The 17,883-nt window shown below is 51.1% G+C and carries 9 protein-coding genes; 3 read left to right on the forward strand and 6 right to left on the reverse strand.

Annotated features, from left to right (window positions below):
* The first annotated feature begins 9 nt into the window (after positions 1-9).
* Positions 10-2,322 (forward strand): penicillin-binding protein 1C, encoded by a 2,313-nt coding sequence (gene pbpC / locus GVI43_RS06105; protein WP_159566068.1) that lies wholly within the window; start codon positions 10-12, stop codon positions 2,320-2,322.
* A 603-nt stretch (positions 2,323-2,925) separates the two neighbouring features.
* On the opposite strand, the gene GVI43_RS06110 is transcribed toward pbpC, so the two are convergent.
* The 4 genes from GVI43_RS06110 to GVI43_RS06125 form a co-directional block, all read right to left on the reverse strand.
* Positions 2,926-3,804 carry a peptidoglycan DD-metalloendopeptidase family protein gene (locus GVI43_RS06110; RefSeq protein WP_246201537.1) on the reverse strand — a complete coding sequence of 293 codons (879 nt, stop codon included), beginning with the start codon at positions 3,802-3,804 and terminating at the stop codon, positions 2,926-2,928.
* Positions 3,805-4,258: 454 nt separating this feature from the next.
* A complete protein-coding gene (gene murQ / locus GVI43_RS06115) occupies positions 4,259-5,155 on the reverse strand; it encodes an N-acetylmuramic acid 6-phosphate etherase (RefSeq protein ID WP_159565974.1) in 897 nt (298 codons plus the stop codon).
* Between the two features lie 89 nt (positions 5,156-5,244).
* A complete protein-coding gene (locus tag GVI43_RS06120) occupies positions 5,245-7,086 on the reverse strand; it encodes a DUF4153 domain-containing protein (RefSeq protein ID WP_159565975.1) in 1,842 nt (613 codons plus the stop codon).
* A 279-nt stretch (positions 7,087-7,365) separates the two neighbouring features.
* Complete coding sequence (locus tag GVI43_RS06125) at positions 7,366-7,797, reverse strand: carboxymuconolactone decarboxylase family protein (RefSeq protein WP_159565976.1); 432 nt, start codon at positions 7,795-7,797, stop codon at positions 7,366-7,368.
* Between the two features lie 142 nt (positions 7,798-7,939).
* Between GVI43_RS06125 and pdxR the strand changes: the two genes are divergently transcribed.
* Positions 7,940-9,385 carry a MocR-like pyridoxine biosynthesis transcription factor PdxR gene (gene pdxR, locus GVI43_RS06130; protein WP_159565977.1) on the forward strand — a complete coding sequence of 482 codons (1,446 nt, stop codon included), beginning with the start codon at positions 7,940-7,942 and terminating at the stop codon, positions 9,383-9,385.
* A 473-nt stretch (positions 9,386-9,858) separates the two neighbouring features.
* Positions 9,859-14,187, forward strand: a complete 4,329-nt coding sequence (locus GVI43_RS06135) for a 2-hydroxyacyl-CoA dehydratase (RefSeq protein ID WP_159565978.1) — start codon at positions 9,859-9,861, stop codon at positions 14,185-14,187.
* Between the two features lie 246 nt (positions 14,188-14,433).
* Here the strand turns inward: GVI43_RS06135 and GVI43_RS06140 are convergent, their stop codons facing one another.
* Both GVI43_RS06140 and GVI43_RS06145 read right to left on the reverse strand, forming a co-directional pair.
* Entirely contained in the window at positions 14,434-16,458 is a 2,025-nt protein-coding gene (locus GVI43_RS06140; protein WP_159566069.1) for a TonB-dependent receptor family protein, read from the reverse strand.
* A gap of 265 nt (positions 16,459-16,723) precedes the next feature.
* Positions 16,724-17,866 (reverse strand): ABC transporter substrate-binding protein, encoded by a 1,143-nt coding sequence (locus tag GVI43_RS06145; protein ID WP_159565979.1) that lies wholly within the window; start codon positions 17,864-17,866, stop codon positions 16,724-16,726.
* Positions 17,867-17,883: the final 17 nt, after the last annotated feature.

Consider the following 17,883-nt stretch of genomic DNA (forward strand, 5'->3'; position numbering starts at 1 on the left):
AACCTACTGATGGCGCTATTTCTGCTGGCGCTGTTATGCATTGGCTTTCGATTATGGCCTCATCCGCCATTATCTCAGGGCCTCCCTCTTTCGACTACTTACTACGATCGCCACGGTAGCCTGTTGCGTTTTTCACTGGCTAATGACGATCGCTATCGTACATGGACCCGCCTAGACGATATTCCCTCCACCGTAATTAACGGGATCCAACTGCATGAAGATCGTTGGTTTTATTACCATCCCGGATTCAATCTTTACAGCTTAGTGCGTGGCTTTTGGGTAAGCTATGTGGGCGGTGACCGCCAACAGGGTGGTTCCACGCTGACCATGCAGTTGGCGCGGATGCACTGGCGGCTCAATACCAAAACCCTTAGCGGTAAATCGGTTCAAATTTTGCGCGCCGTGCAGCTGGAACTGAGCTACTCCAAACGCGACATTCTGGAAGCCTATCTCAACTACGCGCCCTATGGCCGTAATATCGAGAGTATCGGCGCTGCCAGCCTGATCTACTTTAATAAAAAACCGCAAGACCTCACGCTGCCGGAAGCCTTAACGCTGGCAGTACTACCACAGTCGCCTAGCTATCGGATCGATGCTAAAACCGGCGTGGTAAGCCCTGCGCTATCCAAAGCCCGCAATCAGCTGTATGCGCGCTGGCTGGAGCGTTACCCACAAGACGGCAATATGGCGGCGCTGTTTCAGCTTCCGCTGACCTTACGCCAGCCGGAAAAAATGCCGTTTATCGCCCCTCACTTTATTGAGCAAATTCAGCAAGACAAACAGCAACAGGCCATTGGTCAGCCGGTAGTCACCACCACGCTGGATAAAAACCTGCAGCAGCAGGTCGAAACTCAGGTAAACGCGTTTATCCAACGAAACGGCTATAAGGGAATTAACAACGCCGCCGTACTGCTGGTTGATACCCGCGATATGGGCATACGAGCGATGGTGGGTTCGGCTGATTATTATAATCATCAAATACAGGGGCAGGTTAACGGCACCGACGCCAAGCGCTCTCCCGGCTCAACTCTCAAACCGTTTATTTTTGCCTTAGGGCTGGAACAGGGTTTGCTACATCCGATGACGGTACTAAAAGACGTGCCTTCATCGTTTGGTGCTTACGCGCCAGAGAATTTCGACCGCCGCTTTTTGGGGCCGGTTTCAGCCACCGATGCGCTGAACTACAGCCGCAATATTCCAGCCGTGTATATCTCTTCCCGCCTTAAGCAGCCAAATCTGTATCAGTTTCTACAGCTTGCCGGTATTGCCAATATGGCCAGCGAAAAACACTATGGCCTGTCGCTGATCTTGGGCGGCGGCGAGGTTACCGCTCAAGAACTGGCACGCCTGTATGCCATGCTGGCAAACCGCGGCGAACTCAGGCCGCTGAAGATGGAACGCTCGGGCTCCGACCCCGCGCCGATCCGCTTGCTCAGCAACGAGGCCAGTTTTATTACGCTGGATATGCTGAGCCAGCATCGCCGCCCCGGAGATACGCTGGCACAGCGTTCCAGCCAGCTTCCGGTTTACTGGAAAACCGGCACCTCATGGGGGTTTCGTGACGCATGGAGCGCTGGCATTTTCGGCCCGTACGTATTGATCGTCTGGCAGGGTAATTTTGACGGCAAAGGCAACAATGCCTTTGTCGGTGCCGATGCCGCCGCACCGCTGTTCTTCAACATTATTGATAGCATTCAAGCCAACGACCAGGGGCTGCAGGAGCCTAAACGTAGCCGTCCGGAGAATATAAAGCGGGTTGACATTTGCCTAGCCAGCGGCGATTTACCAACGCCTTGGTGCCAGCGGATTGGTAAGACGTGGTTTATACCGGGTAAGTCACCGATCAAAGTTGATACGGTCTATCGCCCGATCGTGGTTGATAAACAGACCGGTCAGGTTGCCTGCCCGCCTTATCAAGCGGATCGGGTCAAAACCGAAGTTTTTGAGTTTTGGCCGTCAGATTTAGCCGAGGTATTTGCTCTAGCCGGATTGCCAAAACGCACGCCGCCAAACGCCGCACACTGCAAAGATAGCGCAATGCTCACTACCGGCACGCCACCGCGCATCACTTCACCATTGCGCAACACCACCTATACCTTGCGCAATCCAAAACTGCGGGATGACCCGGTTATTTTCAGCGCCACCACTGACGCCGATGCCAAAACTGTCTATTGGTTTGTTGATGATATCTATCTGGGAAATTCAGCCAGTAAAACCTCAATCGAGTGGCGGCCAACGACCAGCGGCAGCTACCGCATCAGAGCCGTAGATGACCACGGCCGGGCGGATAGCCGACAGCTGAAGGTGGAGATCGTCTATTAAAGGGCCAAAACTAAGTTCAAGGACTAGACCCCGTTTTTCAACGAAATGGCGGATGTTCTTATGTTTTTGCGAATTGAGATTCACCAGTATTTGCCTTTTGACCTTCGCCCTATGTTTTGACCTTCGCCGTTGCCCCCCCACGAGCATGACAAACGTTGCCAAAAGAAGCTAAAAGGCAGCACGGCCCGCAGGATGCGGGACGAGGCGCAGCGGAGTCGAGAACGACTCTGCGCCGGTGCGTTAAGCCTTTTCGCTGACTGAGGCTGCCGCAGCAACGCTGCGGTCAACGTTTGTAGCGAGGCCGCGGAGATACAAGAGGGGGTTGGCCCATCCCCTCTTGTTCGGCCGGTGCGCCAAGGCTTAGTCAGGCGCAGCGCTCCTGACGGACGAAACTTGTGCGATGGCTTATCAATGCTGAATATCGAGAATGCGGAGATTACATTCCATATTCTACGCAAATATTGCGACGAATATGAACGATAGAAAATGGTGGAATACGGAATAATAAGATTAGGAGCGGCCGGTGGGCGAAGTACCCACTATGAGCTTGAGGAATGAGAGAAAACTCGTCTATCGTGACGTCGTGTTTTACGTCAGCAACTGCTATTTCGCGCTTCGTTTAGTGTAATTAACACCGCCGCCCGATAGGCGGGCATTAAAATCGTTTGGTTGAAAATCACCGACGCTGGCGCTAAGTGCCTGAAAAGAACCTGATGGTTGTGGCTTATTGCCTTTAGCCGAGCCCTTTTTACCGTTAGACGCAGTGGCTAATTCAGCCTTTTTCTGTCTAGCCGCCGTATTTACCGTAACTTTATATTTACCGTTAGTTTTGGTGGTTGTTTTAGCGCTAGTACTAACCGTTTTTTGGTTACCCTTCACTTTCAGCTTAGGCTTAGACTTCTTGCCCTCGGTTGCCTTAGGCGATTCATCCAGATCCATATAATCGGTGCTTTCTGAGGTGTAGTTAGTCACGCGGTAATTAGGAATCGCACCTTTACCAAACGCCCCGGACGCCTGACTAAACGGGCTTGCGGACTGGCTGGCCAACATAACGTTCGAATCAAAGTTTTCGGCCATCGACATACCGGCCGCCAGTGGATTAACCGGCTTATTATTCACTAACAGTTCATAGTGCAAATGCGGGCCCGTTGAACGGCCGGAATTACCCGACAGCGCAATTTGCTGACCTTGTTTAATATTCTGCCCTTCCTTCACCAGCAGCTTACTCAGATGCATATACTGAGTCTGATAGTTATCAGCGTGTTTGATAACTATATAGTTACCGGCTGAACGACTGAATTTAGCAATAACCACTTCGCCTGCGCCGGTTGAAACAACGGCAGAGCCAATGGGTATTGAGAAATCTATTCCTTCATGAGGGGAGGATCTACGGGTTACTGGATTAACGCGGTGTGGATTAAATTCTGAGGTTATTTTAAACGGTTGGGCAGTCGGATAGCGTAACAAAGCGAAACCAGACATTGAATCCGATAACGACTTTTTGGCTTTATTATCTGATTGTTGCGACGCAAAAGCGTTCCCGCAGGTGAATAATAATGAACAGATGGCAATATGACATAACCGTTTGTTTAATAAAGGACCAAATAGATTAAACTGACTCGACATTATGTCCTACCCTGATAAAAATTCTTCATGCTTACCCTCTGCCCCATTAGCCGTATTAACGTTATTGGATGGTATTTTGCCCTATTCGTTCCTCTGCGTGAGTATAGATTTGTAAAGAAAGGCCGCCCACAGCCGATTCGCGGCGTAGGGCTGGCCGCAATAATAAAATAATGAGCGTTAGAACAACGGGTTAGACCGCGCTGTTCTCAACTCACTTTATTGCTATTTTTTTGACCACCCACACATATTAACCACCCATTCAGCGCCGTTAATTGAGCCTCAAGGATGAGCGCAGCCAACGTATATACCGCTATGACAGTGCTGAACGAATAAAGCCTTTATTCTTGCCCAGTAAGCTGCGGGCCTCATCGGCGGATAAATCCGCTAAAACCATCACAATCGCGGTTTTACAGTGGCCACCGCACTGCTGCAATGCCTGCGTTGCCCGCGGGCTATCGCAGCCGCTGGCCTGCATCACAATATTGATCTGGCGCTGAATCAGCTTGGCGTTAGTCGCTTCAACGTCAACCATCAGGTTGCCGTACACCTTACCAATGCGAATCATCGCGCCGGTAGTCAGCATATTCAGCACCAGCTTCTGAGCCGTTCCGGCTTTCATTCGCGATGAGCCTGTTACCACTTCCGGCCCGACCACCGGCTCAATAGCAATATCGGCCAAACGGCTTATTGGGCTATCCGGATTGCAGCTCAGGCCAATAACGGTAGCTCCGGTGCTTTTCGCATAGCTCATCGCACCAATAACATAGGGTGTACGCCCGCTGGCGGCGATCCCAACCAACACGTCGCGTTGGTTAAAATGTAAATCCCGGAGGTCTCTCTCCCCTTGCGCGGGGTTATCTTCAGCGTTTTCCACCGCTTTGAGGATCGCCTGATGCCCGCCAGCAATCAGCCCAATCACCATTTCTGACGGCGTACCGTAGGTTGGCGGGCACTCACTGGCATCCAAAATGCCCAAACGGCCAGAAGTCCCGGCTCCGCAATAAACCAAACGACCACCGTGCGTGAAGGCCGAAGCAATTTTATCAATGGCGGCGGCAATCTGCGGTAACACCCGTTCAACCGCCAGAGGGACTTTCTTATCTTCCTCGTTGATCACTTTCAACATATCAATGGTTGATAAGGTGTCAATCGCCTCACTGGCCTGATTACGGCTTTCAGTCACCATCGCGTTTAAATCAATTTTCATATCAATCCCGGTAAGTTAGATCAACAGAAACGCAGAGCCCTTGGCTCTACGCTTCAACAAATAAGAAATTATTTCAGCTAAAAACAATATTATGGCTCATTGATAGAATATTGAATATTCACCCGCTGTCCACCTACCTCAAGGTCGCTGAACGTTCTGGCTTTGGCTTTAAACTCTCCGTTACGCAGGGCCTGTTCAAAGCCTTTAACGTCTGATGATACGCTGTAGATACTGCCCGCCTCAATCCATTTCCCGACGCTGTTGACAAATACAACGCAGCTTGGTGAATCCGCCCGATAGAAATTGCACACAAGATAATCAGCCTTGCCATCAGAATTTACATCGACCGAGGCCGCCACGCAGAATTGCGCATCCATCACGCACTCTCTGACCTGATAGATGTCGTTTTCACCATTATCATTAATAAACAGGCTCAACAGCTCAGCCGGTAGTGCCGGCGTTCCGGTAGCCAGCACCATATTTTTCTGCATGTTTTCTACTACTAACTTAACGCTTTGGCTGCGATCTTTATCTTTACCATCATTCTTCTGACCAGGGGAATCACCATTCGGATTAAGCGAGGAGTATAGCTTAGACTCCTTAGCCAGAATCACCTCTAGCTCGACCTTACGCCGGGAATCGCTGACATAGTCCGGATTATTCTTCAGTGCCAACAGCGCTTCATGACCTACGCGGCCATATTCAGAACCCCATGCGTCCAGATTGAGATCTTTCGAGGTACTGACCCCTTTTTCAAGGCGGGTCATTTGGTTATTAACGCTAATTCTATACGGGTCCAGCACCGGCGAGTTTACCAGCACCAACAGCGCAATCATCACCAGTGACATAATGCGGTTGATACTGCCCAACGGCCGTAACCAGTCATGGCGGCTACGCAGTACGGCAACGGCATAGCCGCAGGCAAAGCACAGTGCCACGCAGATAATGATTACACCGTCAATCCGATCCGGCGTCCAGCCGTATTGGGCCACGCGAACCCACATCGAATACAGCGCAAAGAGTGAATATACCGGTAGTACCAGAATCGCGGCGTTAACTAACCAGCGCATGGCTTTCGGGTACGGAGGATGGGCCAATCCGGTTTGATAAACGGCATTAACGAAAACGATTAACAGCGCAACCATGGTGGTCAGTAGGCCAGCGGATGACCATTTGGCCGTTAATGCATTCAGGCCAACAAAAGGTAAGGTGATAATAAAAATCAGCGCAATAAACGCCAGCAAAGGCAGCAGGCCTTTAATGATGACGGACAGAACGTTGCGACCAACCTGAATAAAGTGGGTCTGAGTACGTCCGGTTAAAATACCAATGCTGACGATAAAACCGTTAGCAAGGTAGATAAACAGGTCGCTATGAAAGAACAGGCGCTCAAAAAACTCAATGCCCAGCATGCTAAAAAGGCTGGCACATAGCTTCAAAATGCCCCAGAGCAGCCCCATAAAGATAAGCGTAAGCACCACGGTAAGGCTGTTCAGCCACAGATTGTCATGCAGAGCTTCATAGCTCGGAAACCAGGTTTTTTGGGTAATATGAGCCTGTAACCAAGCCACGGTCAGAAATACGAAGGCCGTCAGGCAAACATAATAGTGGGCCGTTATGCTGCTCCTACGGTAGCTGGTATAAACACCGTCCAAACTCCAGTTGGCCCAGCTTGCCATAATCAGCAAAATAACCAGAACAATCGCCAAACCGCGCCATACGCGGAAATCCTTTAGCGATATCACCGACAGCGACAGCATAACCGGCAGGGTCAAAAACAGCGTATTACACAACAGTATCAACGATGGATTAGTCATCATTCCGCCATCGTTGTAATTATCGCGAGTGAGATATAAAAAGCCGCCCTGCAGCAGCCCCAGTAAAATAATGGCAATCAGGCTTGATTTGGGTAAAGGGGTATTGGTGGTCATTAAATTATCCCCTCCGGCATAGGTAGCTAATGAAAGGCATTACACCCACGGTAGAACGGTACAACACGGATTGGGACATCCCTGACTCCTATTACCAATTGGTTAGCTATTCAAATCTGAATATTGTCTGATTCTAGCCTTTTCGACAGGGGAATAAAGCGGAAATAGTCATGGTGGACTATAAAATAGCCAAATGCGGGAAAAGCCTCAACAATGCCGAAATTTGGCCCCCGACGTTCACCGGGCTGGCAACGCGAGGGCCGGACATATTATGCTCCGTTACTGCCTCATACCCACGGCCAGCCGATTAAAGGCATTCATCAGGCTCACCGCAAAGGTTAAATCCGAAATTTCAACGTCGCTGAATAGCGCCTTCATCGGTAAATAGACCTCATCAGGTGCACCGGAGGTATCAATATGAGTCAAAGACTCAGCCCATGCCAGCGCTGCTCGCTCTCTTGAGCCAAAGGCATCGCTGACCCGCCATCCGGCTAAGGTATCCAGCTTACGCTGATCGACACCACCGGCTCGTAACGCTTTACTGTGCATATCCAGACAAAACGCACAGCCGTTAATTTGTGAAACCCGCAGGTAAATGAGCTCAATAAATTCTTTTCCCAAAACGCTCTGATCCAACGCGGCCTTACAGGCACCTAAGCCCGCATAAGCCTGTGCAGATAACTTACCGTAGGCCAATCTTAATTCGCTCATACTGCCTCTGTTTAACTATTAATGAATTCCAATGACCCTCAGACGCATTCAGCGCTGAACAATCGCTCTTGCATGGCCGTCATTTTACTGATTATATGGACTACTCAATAGAGCCATAATATAAAAATATTGGTAGGCCATAATGGGTAACCTGAATAACTTCGCTTCCTGCATCAGCATTAATACCGCCCATCCGTTACCGGTTTACCGCCAGATTTATTTACGCCTCAAAGAGGCAATTATTGCCGGAAACTTAAAGCCGGGCGAGCGGTTGCCTTCGATGCGCGTATTGGCCAGCGACTTAGGGCTGGCCAGAGGAACGGTAGAAAACGCCTATGCCATGCTGATCGGTGAAGGATACCTTGAAAGCCACGGCCAGTCAGGAACCCGAGTATCAAGCCATCTTAGCTCCTCTCATACCCTACCGGTTATTGCCAATAGCCTGCCCGTGACGGAAAAAGAGCCATCGATGCCCCACGTCAGCGATTTTTCCCACCAGCCTTTGCAGCTGGGATTACCCGCTCTGGATGAATTTCCGCTGACGCTGTGGAACCGCCTGGCAGGTAAACACATTCGGCAATTCCCCCGAACCAATCTGGCTCAGCCTCCCGCTGCCGGTTACCGGCCGCTTCGCGAAGCAATAGCCCGTTACCTTCAGATATCCAGAGGTATCACTTGCCAGCCGCGCCAAATTTTTATCTGCGGTGGTTACGGTTCAGTACTGCGGCTCATTCTGGATACGCTTTACCGCCACGGCGACAAGGTCTGGCTGGAAGATCCCTGCTACCTCACCGCTCGCAAGATATTTACCCATGTCGGAGCACAGATCGTACCGATCGATATTGATAATGAGGGCATGCAGGTCGAGCAGGCAATTCAACGGCAAAGCGATGCCCGGTTTGCACTGGTTACCCCCGCCCACCACAGCCCGACCGGCGTAACCCTGAGTTTGCCAAGGCGGCTTGCCCTACTGAAATGGGCAACCGATAATCAGTCGTGGATTATTGAAGATGATTACGACGGCGAGTTCCGCTATCAGGGCCGCCCACAGCCCGCGCTAAAAAGCCTCGACGCCACAGGCAGAGTGCTCTACGCGGGCACATTCAGTAAAGTCCTGTTCCCTGCACTGCGCACCGCCTACTTAGCGGTGCCGGAGTCACAAATAGAGCAGTTTGAGCAAAGGGTTTGCATTTCCCCCTGTGCCAGTCAGGTTCAGATACAGGCAACCATTGCTGACTTTATCGACCAAAGCCACTTCTATCGCCATTTAAAAAATATGCGAACTCTTTATGCCCGGCGCAGAGGCTTTCTGATTCAGGCCATTAGCGAAAATCTTAGCCATCTGAAGCACCTGAAGATAGAAACTCACTTTGGCGGCATGCACCTGATTCTGCATCTGGAAAGCCATGTGGACGACAGGCAAATTACCGCGCTAGCCCGGTCGCACGGTCTGGCCGTAGAAGCCTTAAGCGAATGGTGTATCGATAACCATCGGCTCACCGGCCTGCTGCTGGGGTTCACCAATATTTCATCGCTAGCCCATGCTAAACAACAAATCAATAAGCTATCGAAGCTTATTCAGGCTTAATAATTTGGTCTGACTGTGCACAATTCAGATAAAATCTGTTAAATAACAGTCATATTACTAAAAAGTGAGAGCCAAGCTTATCAAAAAATCGAACCCGCCAAAGATCACCGTCTAAAAACCCCACCAGACTATTTATTAAGGCAATAACGTGACGCTCAGCATTATAAACGCTTAACTAAAACCATAACGGCCTCGTAGAGACAATCCACTGTTTAATAGGCTGAAAATAGATAGAGCTAAATAAATTTTTGAAGTTTTAGCAGCTTCAACTGAAAATCAGGCCAGTTGACAATAATGGCCCTAGACTCTGTATGGAAAGCCCTTACAGTTAGTGATAAATTGGCCGTAATCGCATCAAATCAAAGTCATTTTTTATTCCATATTACTTTCAAGCTATTTTTTAACTAAAAAAGCCAACTAGTCCAAACGCTTCAATCTGCCCCGGTTTGTGTTAGTGGAGGTTAATGTTCTCAATGATGCGTTATACATCTGGTCATTACTTTGCCGGAATTGACGTAGGTTCGACAACCGTCAAGCTGGTGTTGCTGGATCGGCAGCAAAACATTGTGCACCATGACTATCAGCGCCATTTTTCTGATATACGGCAAACGCTCCTGAGCCTACTGGAGCAAGCCCAGCAAAGCTGCCCGACCTTAAACATCACCCCGGTGATTACAGGGTCAGGCGGATTAGCCCTTTCAGGCTTACTCCATATTCCCTTTGAACAAGAAGTGATCGCCAGTTCAAAAACCATTACCACCTTAGTTCCCCATACCGACGTTGCCATAGAGCTTGGCGGGGAAGACGCCAAAATCACCTACTTTGATCGCCACAACGTTGACCAACGAATGAACAACAGCTGTGCCGGTGGAACCGGGGCCTTTATCGATCAGATGGCATCGTTATTGGAAACCGACGCCGCCGGTCTGAATCAACTGGCCGATAGCTACCAAACGCTTTACCCGATTGCCTCACGCTGCGGCGTTTTCGCTAAAACCGACGTTCAGCCGCTGATTAATCAGGGCGCAGCCAAAGCCGATATTGCCGCGTCAATCCTACAGGCTATCGTCAACCAAACCATCAGCGGGCTCGCCTGCGGTAAACCGATCCGGGGTAACGTCGCCTTCTTAGGCGGCCCGCTCTACTTCCTGTCTAACCTGCGCAAACTGTTTATCAAAACGCTACGGCTGAAAAGAGAGGAAATTATATTTCCTGAAAACCCTCAGCTGTTTGTCGCCATGGGCGCAGCGCTGCTGGCCCAACAGCAGGGTGAAAGCCTGCCGCTGGCTCAGCTCATTGAACGGCTGCGCGGAGCGCAGGAAAACACGGTGAAAGAGGTTAACCTTCTGCCGCCGTTATTCACCAGCCAACAAGAGGTCGACTCATTTCGCCAGCGCCATGCGCAGGCCAACGTAAAACGCCTGGCGCTGGAAGCCTATCGCGGTAATGCATTTCTGGGCATAGACTCCGGTTCGACCACTACCAAAGTGGCTCTGATAGGCGAACAGGGTGAATTGCTCTATGACTTCTACGGCAATAACAAAGGTAATCCGTTAAATATTGTCCGGGAAGTGCTACAGGACATTTATCAACGCCTGCCACCGCGGGTGACCATCGCCAAAGTGGCGACCACCGGATACGGCGAGCAGCTGATTAAGGCCGCCTTCTGCGCCGACGCCGGTGAAGTGGAAACCGTCGCACACTATAAAGCCGCCGAGCGGTTACTCCCCGGCGTCGAGTTTATTCTCGACATCGGCGGGCAGGACATGAAGTGCCTGTACGTACGCGATGGTGCGATCAACAGCATTCTGCTCAACGAAGCCTGCTCTGCCGGCTGCGGCTCGTTTATTGAAATGTTTGCCCGCTCGCTAAATATCCCGGTCAGGGAGTTCTCTCAGCAGGCGCTGCTGGCCCGCCACCCTGTCGATCTGGGCACCCGCTGTACGGTATTTATGAATTCCAAAGTCAAACAGGCGCAAAAAGAAGGGGCAACCGTCGCCGACATTTCTGCCGGTCTCTCTTATTCCGTCATCAAAAACGCGCTCTATAAAGTGATTAAGCTCAAGCAGTTGGATATGCTACCGCACAAAATCATGGTACAGGGCGGTACTTTCTACAACGAAGCCGTCCTGCGGGCGTTTGAAAACCTGACCGAAAGGCAGGTTACCCGGGTTGATATTGCTGGCCTGATGGGCGCTTACGGTGCAGCGCTGGTAGCCCGCGAGCTAGACGACGGCAAACCGTCTACCCTGCTCCCGTCCTGCAACTTAGTTAGCTTTAACGTTGAGCAAAGCAGCGATCGCTGTAAGCAGTGTAATAACCACTGCATGCTGACCATCAACGCCTTTGACGACGGCCGAGAGTTCATCTCCGGTAACCGCTGTGAAAAAGGCACCCGCCTTGAGATCCAGCCAAGCCCGTTGCCAAACCTGTATGAGTATAAAGAGCACAAAATATTCAACTATAAGTCATTGCCAAAAGAGCAGGCACCGCGCGGCACGGTCGGCATTCCCAGAGTGCTGAATCAGTTTGAAAACTACCCGTTCTGGCACACCTTCTTCTCGCAGTTAGGCTTTAGAGTCGTGCTATCACCGCCGTCCAGCGAGCGCCTGTATCTTAAAGGCATAGAGACCATTGCGTCTGAATCAGCCTGCTATCCGGCTAAGCTGGTTCACGGCCATATCGAACACCTGATTGAGCGAAAAGTTGACCGCATCTTCTTCCCGTCGGTCACCTACGAATGGCAGGAAATCAAAGGCAGTGACCATCACTTTAACTGCCCTGTGGTTAGTACTTACTCCGAAGTGGTGCGCACCAATATCGACCCGATCGCCCATCAAGAAATCCCATACCACAATCCGTTTATCAACTTTAACCATCTTGAATCGGTTGAAAAGGTGCTGTTTGATGAGCTCAAATCCCTTGGTCTGCGCAAAGGAGAAGTGAAAAAAGCGGTGCAGGCAGCATGGCAAGAGCTTCAGTCGGTGCGGGAAGATATCCGCAACCGGGGAAAAGAGGTGGTCAAATGGCTGGTAGAAAACAACCGCTCGGGTATTGTACTCGCTGGCCGCCCTTACCACGTGGATCCGGGCATTCATCACGGCATTGACCGCATTATCGTTGAAGAAGGAATGGCGGTTCTCACCGAAGATAGCGTGGCCCATTTGGGCGAGTCTCTGCTCCAACGCCCGCTGCGGGTAGTAGACCAGTGGGCTTATCACACCCGCCTGTACGCAGCCGGTGCCTATGTTGCTACCAGCCCACAGCTTGAGCTTGTTCAACTCACCTCCTTCGGCTGCGGGCTAGATGCATTAACCGCCGATCAGGTCGAAGAGGTGCTTCTGGCCGCTAACAAAGTCTATACGCTGATTAAGATCGATGAAGGTGCCAATTTGGGCGCAGTACGGATCCGAATTCGCTCGCTCAAAGCCGCCATGAACGCCCGCAGGCAGCGAGTGCTACCGCCATCCGGCACGGCATACCGCGCCAAACGAACGCCGTTTACCGAAGAGATGCGCGAAACCCATACCATTCTGGCTCCCCAAATGGCGCCGTTCCACTTTGACTTAATTCAGTCAGTATTCCGCTCTGAAGGCTATCGGCTTCAGGTGCTGCCAACGGTGAGTAAATCGGCCATTGAAACCGGGCTGAAATACGTCAATAACGATGCCTGTTACCCGTGCGTATTGGTTACCGGCCAGATTGTCGAAGCGTTGGAAAACGGCCAGTACGACCCGAAAACCAGCGCCGCGATTATCACCCAAACCGGCGGAGCCTGTCGGGCAACTAACTACATTGCGTTTATCCGCAAAGCGCTGGAAGACGCGGGGTTCCCGCAGGTACCGGTTATCTCTCTCAGCGCCGCCGGTCTGGAAGAAAATCCGGGGTTTCGCTACGGCTTTAGCATGGTTAAAAAGGCCATCATGGCGATTATTTACGGCGACCTGCTGATGCGCACTCTGTTTCGCACGCGCCCTTATGAGAACGAGCCGGGTTCGGCCCAACGCCTGTTCGACCAATGGCACCGGCGCGTTAAGCAGAACCTAGAAGGTGAAGCCAGCATGCGCCAGTTCAAAAAGGACGTGAGCCAAATGGTGGCTGAGTTTGATCGCCTGCCTTTACTGGCCGTGCGTAAGCCAAAAGTCGGCATCGTCGGCGAAATTCTGGTGAAATATCACCCCGGAGCGAATAACGATCTGGTTGGCCAAATTGAATCCGAAGGCGGAGAAGCGGTAGTGCCTGACATGCTGGACTTCTTCCTCTCGTGCACCTACGGCACCCGCTACGATCGCCATCAGTACGGCCTTAACTTTCTGAGCATGGCCCTGAATCAGGCCGCCACCAGCGCGATTGAATGGATGCGCAAGTCGGTCAATAAAGCGCTCAAGCGCAGCCAACGCTTTACAGCGCCACCGGCCATTGCTGAACTTGCCTCAATGGCTGAACGGGTCGTCTCACTGGGTAATCAGGCCGGTGAAGGCTGGCTGCTCACCGCAGAAATGCTGGAGCTACTGGAAGCGGGGGTAAATAATATCGTCTGCGTTCAGCCGTTTGGCTGCTTGCCGAACCATATTACCGGCCGCGGCGTGATTAAGAGCCTAAAGCAGAAATACCCAACGGCCAATATCTTCGCCATTGATTACGATCCGGGAGCCAGTGAAGTCAACCAGCTTAACCGGCTGAAGTTAATGATGTCGGTTGCCCAAAACGCCATTGACGTTCGAGTCACCACGGATGAAGAGCAACAGGTTATCGGATTTGGCAAAAGGTACACGCCAAAGCCTTCTGCGGGTAACGTATAGCTACCCGTTGGGGAAAATCGCATTGAGCGGTATGAAATCAAGCAACGCACGCTTTACGCTATTTTTTTACTACCTGAGTCGACACGGCAATATTTTCCAGAATACCCTGATTACTTTTCCATTCGCTGGGTGAAATAACCTGAATAAAGATAACGAAAGCGTCTTTACTATCATCAGACTCGATCAGGGTAAAATAATAATAGAACCTAGAGTTACCGTATTCTTATCTAACTCCGTCTTAAGCGATTAAAACGCCACCGAAGCCTGCACAAAGTACGTCCTTGGCTCGCCCACATACTTACCGAAGTTATTGTCATTCGAGCGGGTGAAGTAGCGCCTATCGAACAGATTTTTCACGCCGGCACCCAGCTTAAGGTTAGAAACCGTTGGGCCGAAGCTATATTCGCTGCGGAAATTCCATACCATATATCCCGGAATATCGCCGAACTGACCGTCGGCACTCTCGTCGGTAATGTAATCGGGCCCGGAGCCCGGCGAACGCTGCTTCGACTGAGAATAGCTGTCGGCATTCCATATCCAATTACCGGTTTCATAACGGGCACCCAGAGTAAATACGGAACGGGAATAGAACGGCAAATCTTTACCTGAAAAATTGCCCTTATCGCTGGTCGCTTTGGTAAAGGCATAGCTGGTATAAACGCTGGCACCGTTCAATTTGCTATTCAGTTCGCTCAAATCGTAAGTAAACGCTAACTCCGCACCGCGATGCTTAGTCGCCCCAAGGCTGGTCCAGCCCACGTAATTATTGATGTACTGCAGCTGGTTATCAAAGTCGATATAGAACAGCGTGAACTCACCGGTCCAGACCGTATTATCAAAGCGAGTACCCGCTTCATAAGTATGGGCCTTTTCAGCACTCAGGCCCGGAGCCGGAGCGTTACCGTTTCCGCCTTTAGACAGCTGGAAATACTGCATACTGCCAAAAGAGGTTCCGGCGTTAGCGAACAGTTTCCACTCATCGGACAGGTGATACATGGCGTTGAGCGACGGAAGCGGTTCGCTGTAATTTTCTTCACGTCGGGTACCGGTAAAAGCGTTACTCAAGTCGGTACGAATATTTTCATAACGAATACCCGGAATAATGGTCCAGTTACCGATATTAATCGTGTCATCGACGTACACCGCATGCGCCTCAGTACCGCCATAGGTATGCTGATAGTAGCTGGAAGCATCGGGCATTGACGTCACGTTTGCCGGATTATACCAGCCGGAACGGTTGGCTTTTTCGTCCATATCCTCTTTCAAATAGCGATAGCCCATCGTCACTTCATTTGACATAGAATCGCTGCGAAATATCTGAGAATAGGTTGGCTCAATGGCGTAAGTATCATAGTGACGCGGGGAAGTCATCATCCGGCGTTTACCGGCATTTGCGCCAGTGCCTTCGGACTCAATCGCGCTGCCCCGGTAGCTGTCAGTGTAATAGGTTAGCAGCTCAAACTGGCGGTCGTCTTGCTGATGTTTATATTTCAGGGATACGTCTTTTCGACGCCCGGCAAATTCATCGTAAGGGCGAGTCGTCTGGAACGGGTCTTTCGCATACTGGGCCGCGGTTAAACCGCCCGGCATGCCGGACTGGGCATCGTAATAATGGAAATTCACCGCTAGCTCATCTCTATCAGTCAGGGCATAGCGGGTTTTCAGCATCACGTCATCAATGTCGGTATTATCATTACCGGCTCGGGAGCCCTGACCGTGCAGGCCAGAATAAAGCAGTACAGCACCCAAACCGCTTTTGGCCGTGCCGCCAACCGAGGTGCTGGTCAGGGTTTTTAATCCGCCTTTACCGGCCCCCTGAGTTTGCACGCTGGCCGCCCCGCCGAACGTATCAGGAATGGCTTTAGTCACGAAGTTAATCACCCCGCCCACGTTCTGCGGCCCATAGCGCACCGCGCCACCGCAGCGGATCACATCAACCGACTGTAGGTTACCGATCGATAACGGAGCCATCGACAGCTGAGGCTGGCCGTAAGGCGCAACGGCCAACGGGACACCGTCCATTAAAATGGTCGAACGCGGCGACAAACGGGCGGTTAAGCCACGCACGCCAACGTTAAGTGAAACATCGCTACCGCCGGTGCCGTTGTTTTCCCGCACCTGTACGCCGGGCACGCCGCGCAACGCATCAGCGATGGTTTCGCTCCCCCGCTCTTTGATTTGCCGTTCAGTAACAATCGTCCGGGCTCCGGGATGGTTGAGGATCACCGAACCGTTGTCCTGAGTATCTAACCAGTTACCCACCACCGTCATAGTCTCGTTGAAACCATCAGATGATTTTGGTTCAGTAGCGGCTGATTGTGTCGCAGCGTAAGCGGTGTGGGTTAGCAATAGAGAGCTTGCCAGTAGAGAAAGGCGGAATATTGACGGCATATCAATCCTTGAACGATATAGAGGACCTTATTAGATGCTTATGATAATCATTCTCAATTGTAAGTAAATACAAATTTTAACAAAAATGTCATACCAATGAAGCAGTAAGGCAGAGCAACCAACGCTCTGCCCTATCAGACCAGATTTACTCTGGACTAACCCAAAATACGCCCTGATAGTCAATAGAGGAGAAATCCTCATGCAGCATCTTAAGATCGGCCAAAGGGTCGAGATCGCCAAACAGATCGGGATGCAGAAGCTTCGCTATTTGTTCCACGGCCGCAATGTTAAACGGACTGTCATAAAACTGATGATAAAAAGCCATCACTTTCTTCTGTTTAACGGCCCGGAGCACCTTCTGGCTACGCCTGTCCATTAGCCCCTGAAGTTTGTGCTGCGCAGTCGGTAAATCGCTACTATAGCCAAGCGGGATAGAGATCGAGCCTTTATGAGCACCGCTCCAGTTGGCGGCGGTCATTAGGTAGAAATCAGGATTACTGGTAATCAGCTGTTCTTCATTAATTTCGCCGCCCATGGCGTCAAACCAGTTGCTGCCCAGATTTTTCCCACCGGCATGCTGAATAAACTCGCCAAAGTTACCTTTACCAAAGGTATTGCAACAGCTGTCGCTGCCCTTCATACCCGCATGGCGTTCAATAAATACCGTCGGGCGCTGTTTCTCGCTCAGCCCGGACACCCGCTGGTGAATCATATCCAACCGCCGTTGATAGAAATCGATAAATTTCTCACCGTTACTCTGCTCACCAAATACCTTTGCCAGCAAGCGAATGCTGGGTACCGTATTGGTCAGCGGCCGTTGGCGAAAATCGATAAAGATCGTCGGAATACCGGCTTTCTCCAGATTGCTCAACGTTCCACTGCCGGTCAGTTTATCAAGCAAACCGATATCAAAAACGATCAGATCCGGCTTCATCACCACGGCCTGCTCAATGCTGAAGTCTGACATATAGGGGTTCGCAAATACCGGGATCTGGTCCATCTCTGGGAACTTCGCACGATAGGCCTTGGCCAGATCCGGCACTTTAATCTGCATTGCGTTGTCCCAGGCAATAATCCCTTTCAAAGGAGCCTGTGGATTAAGAATATTCAACGCCACCAGCGCCCGGCTGTCGGCCAGCATCACCCGGGAAACCGGCGCGTTTACCGTTACCGTTCTGCCGGCAATATCGGTAACGGTAGTTGGCTCGGCGGCAAGCGCCAGTGAAGAAAAAATCAGCGCAGCTAACGGCCATAGAAGGCCTGCTACAGAGGTAAGAAAACGGGACATCGGGGTATCCTTCGGCA

This window comes from Budvicia diplopodorum (genome assembly GCF_009800925.1).
GTDB lineage: Bacteria > Pseudomonadota > Gammaproteobacteria > Enterobacterales > Enterobacteriaceae > Budvicia > Budvicia diplopodorum.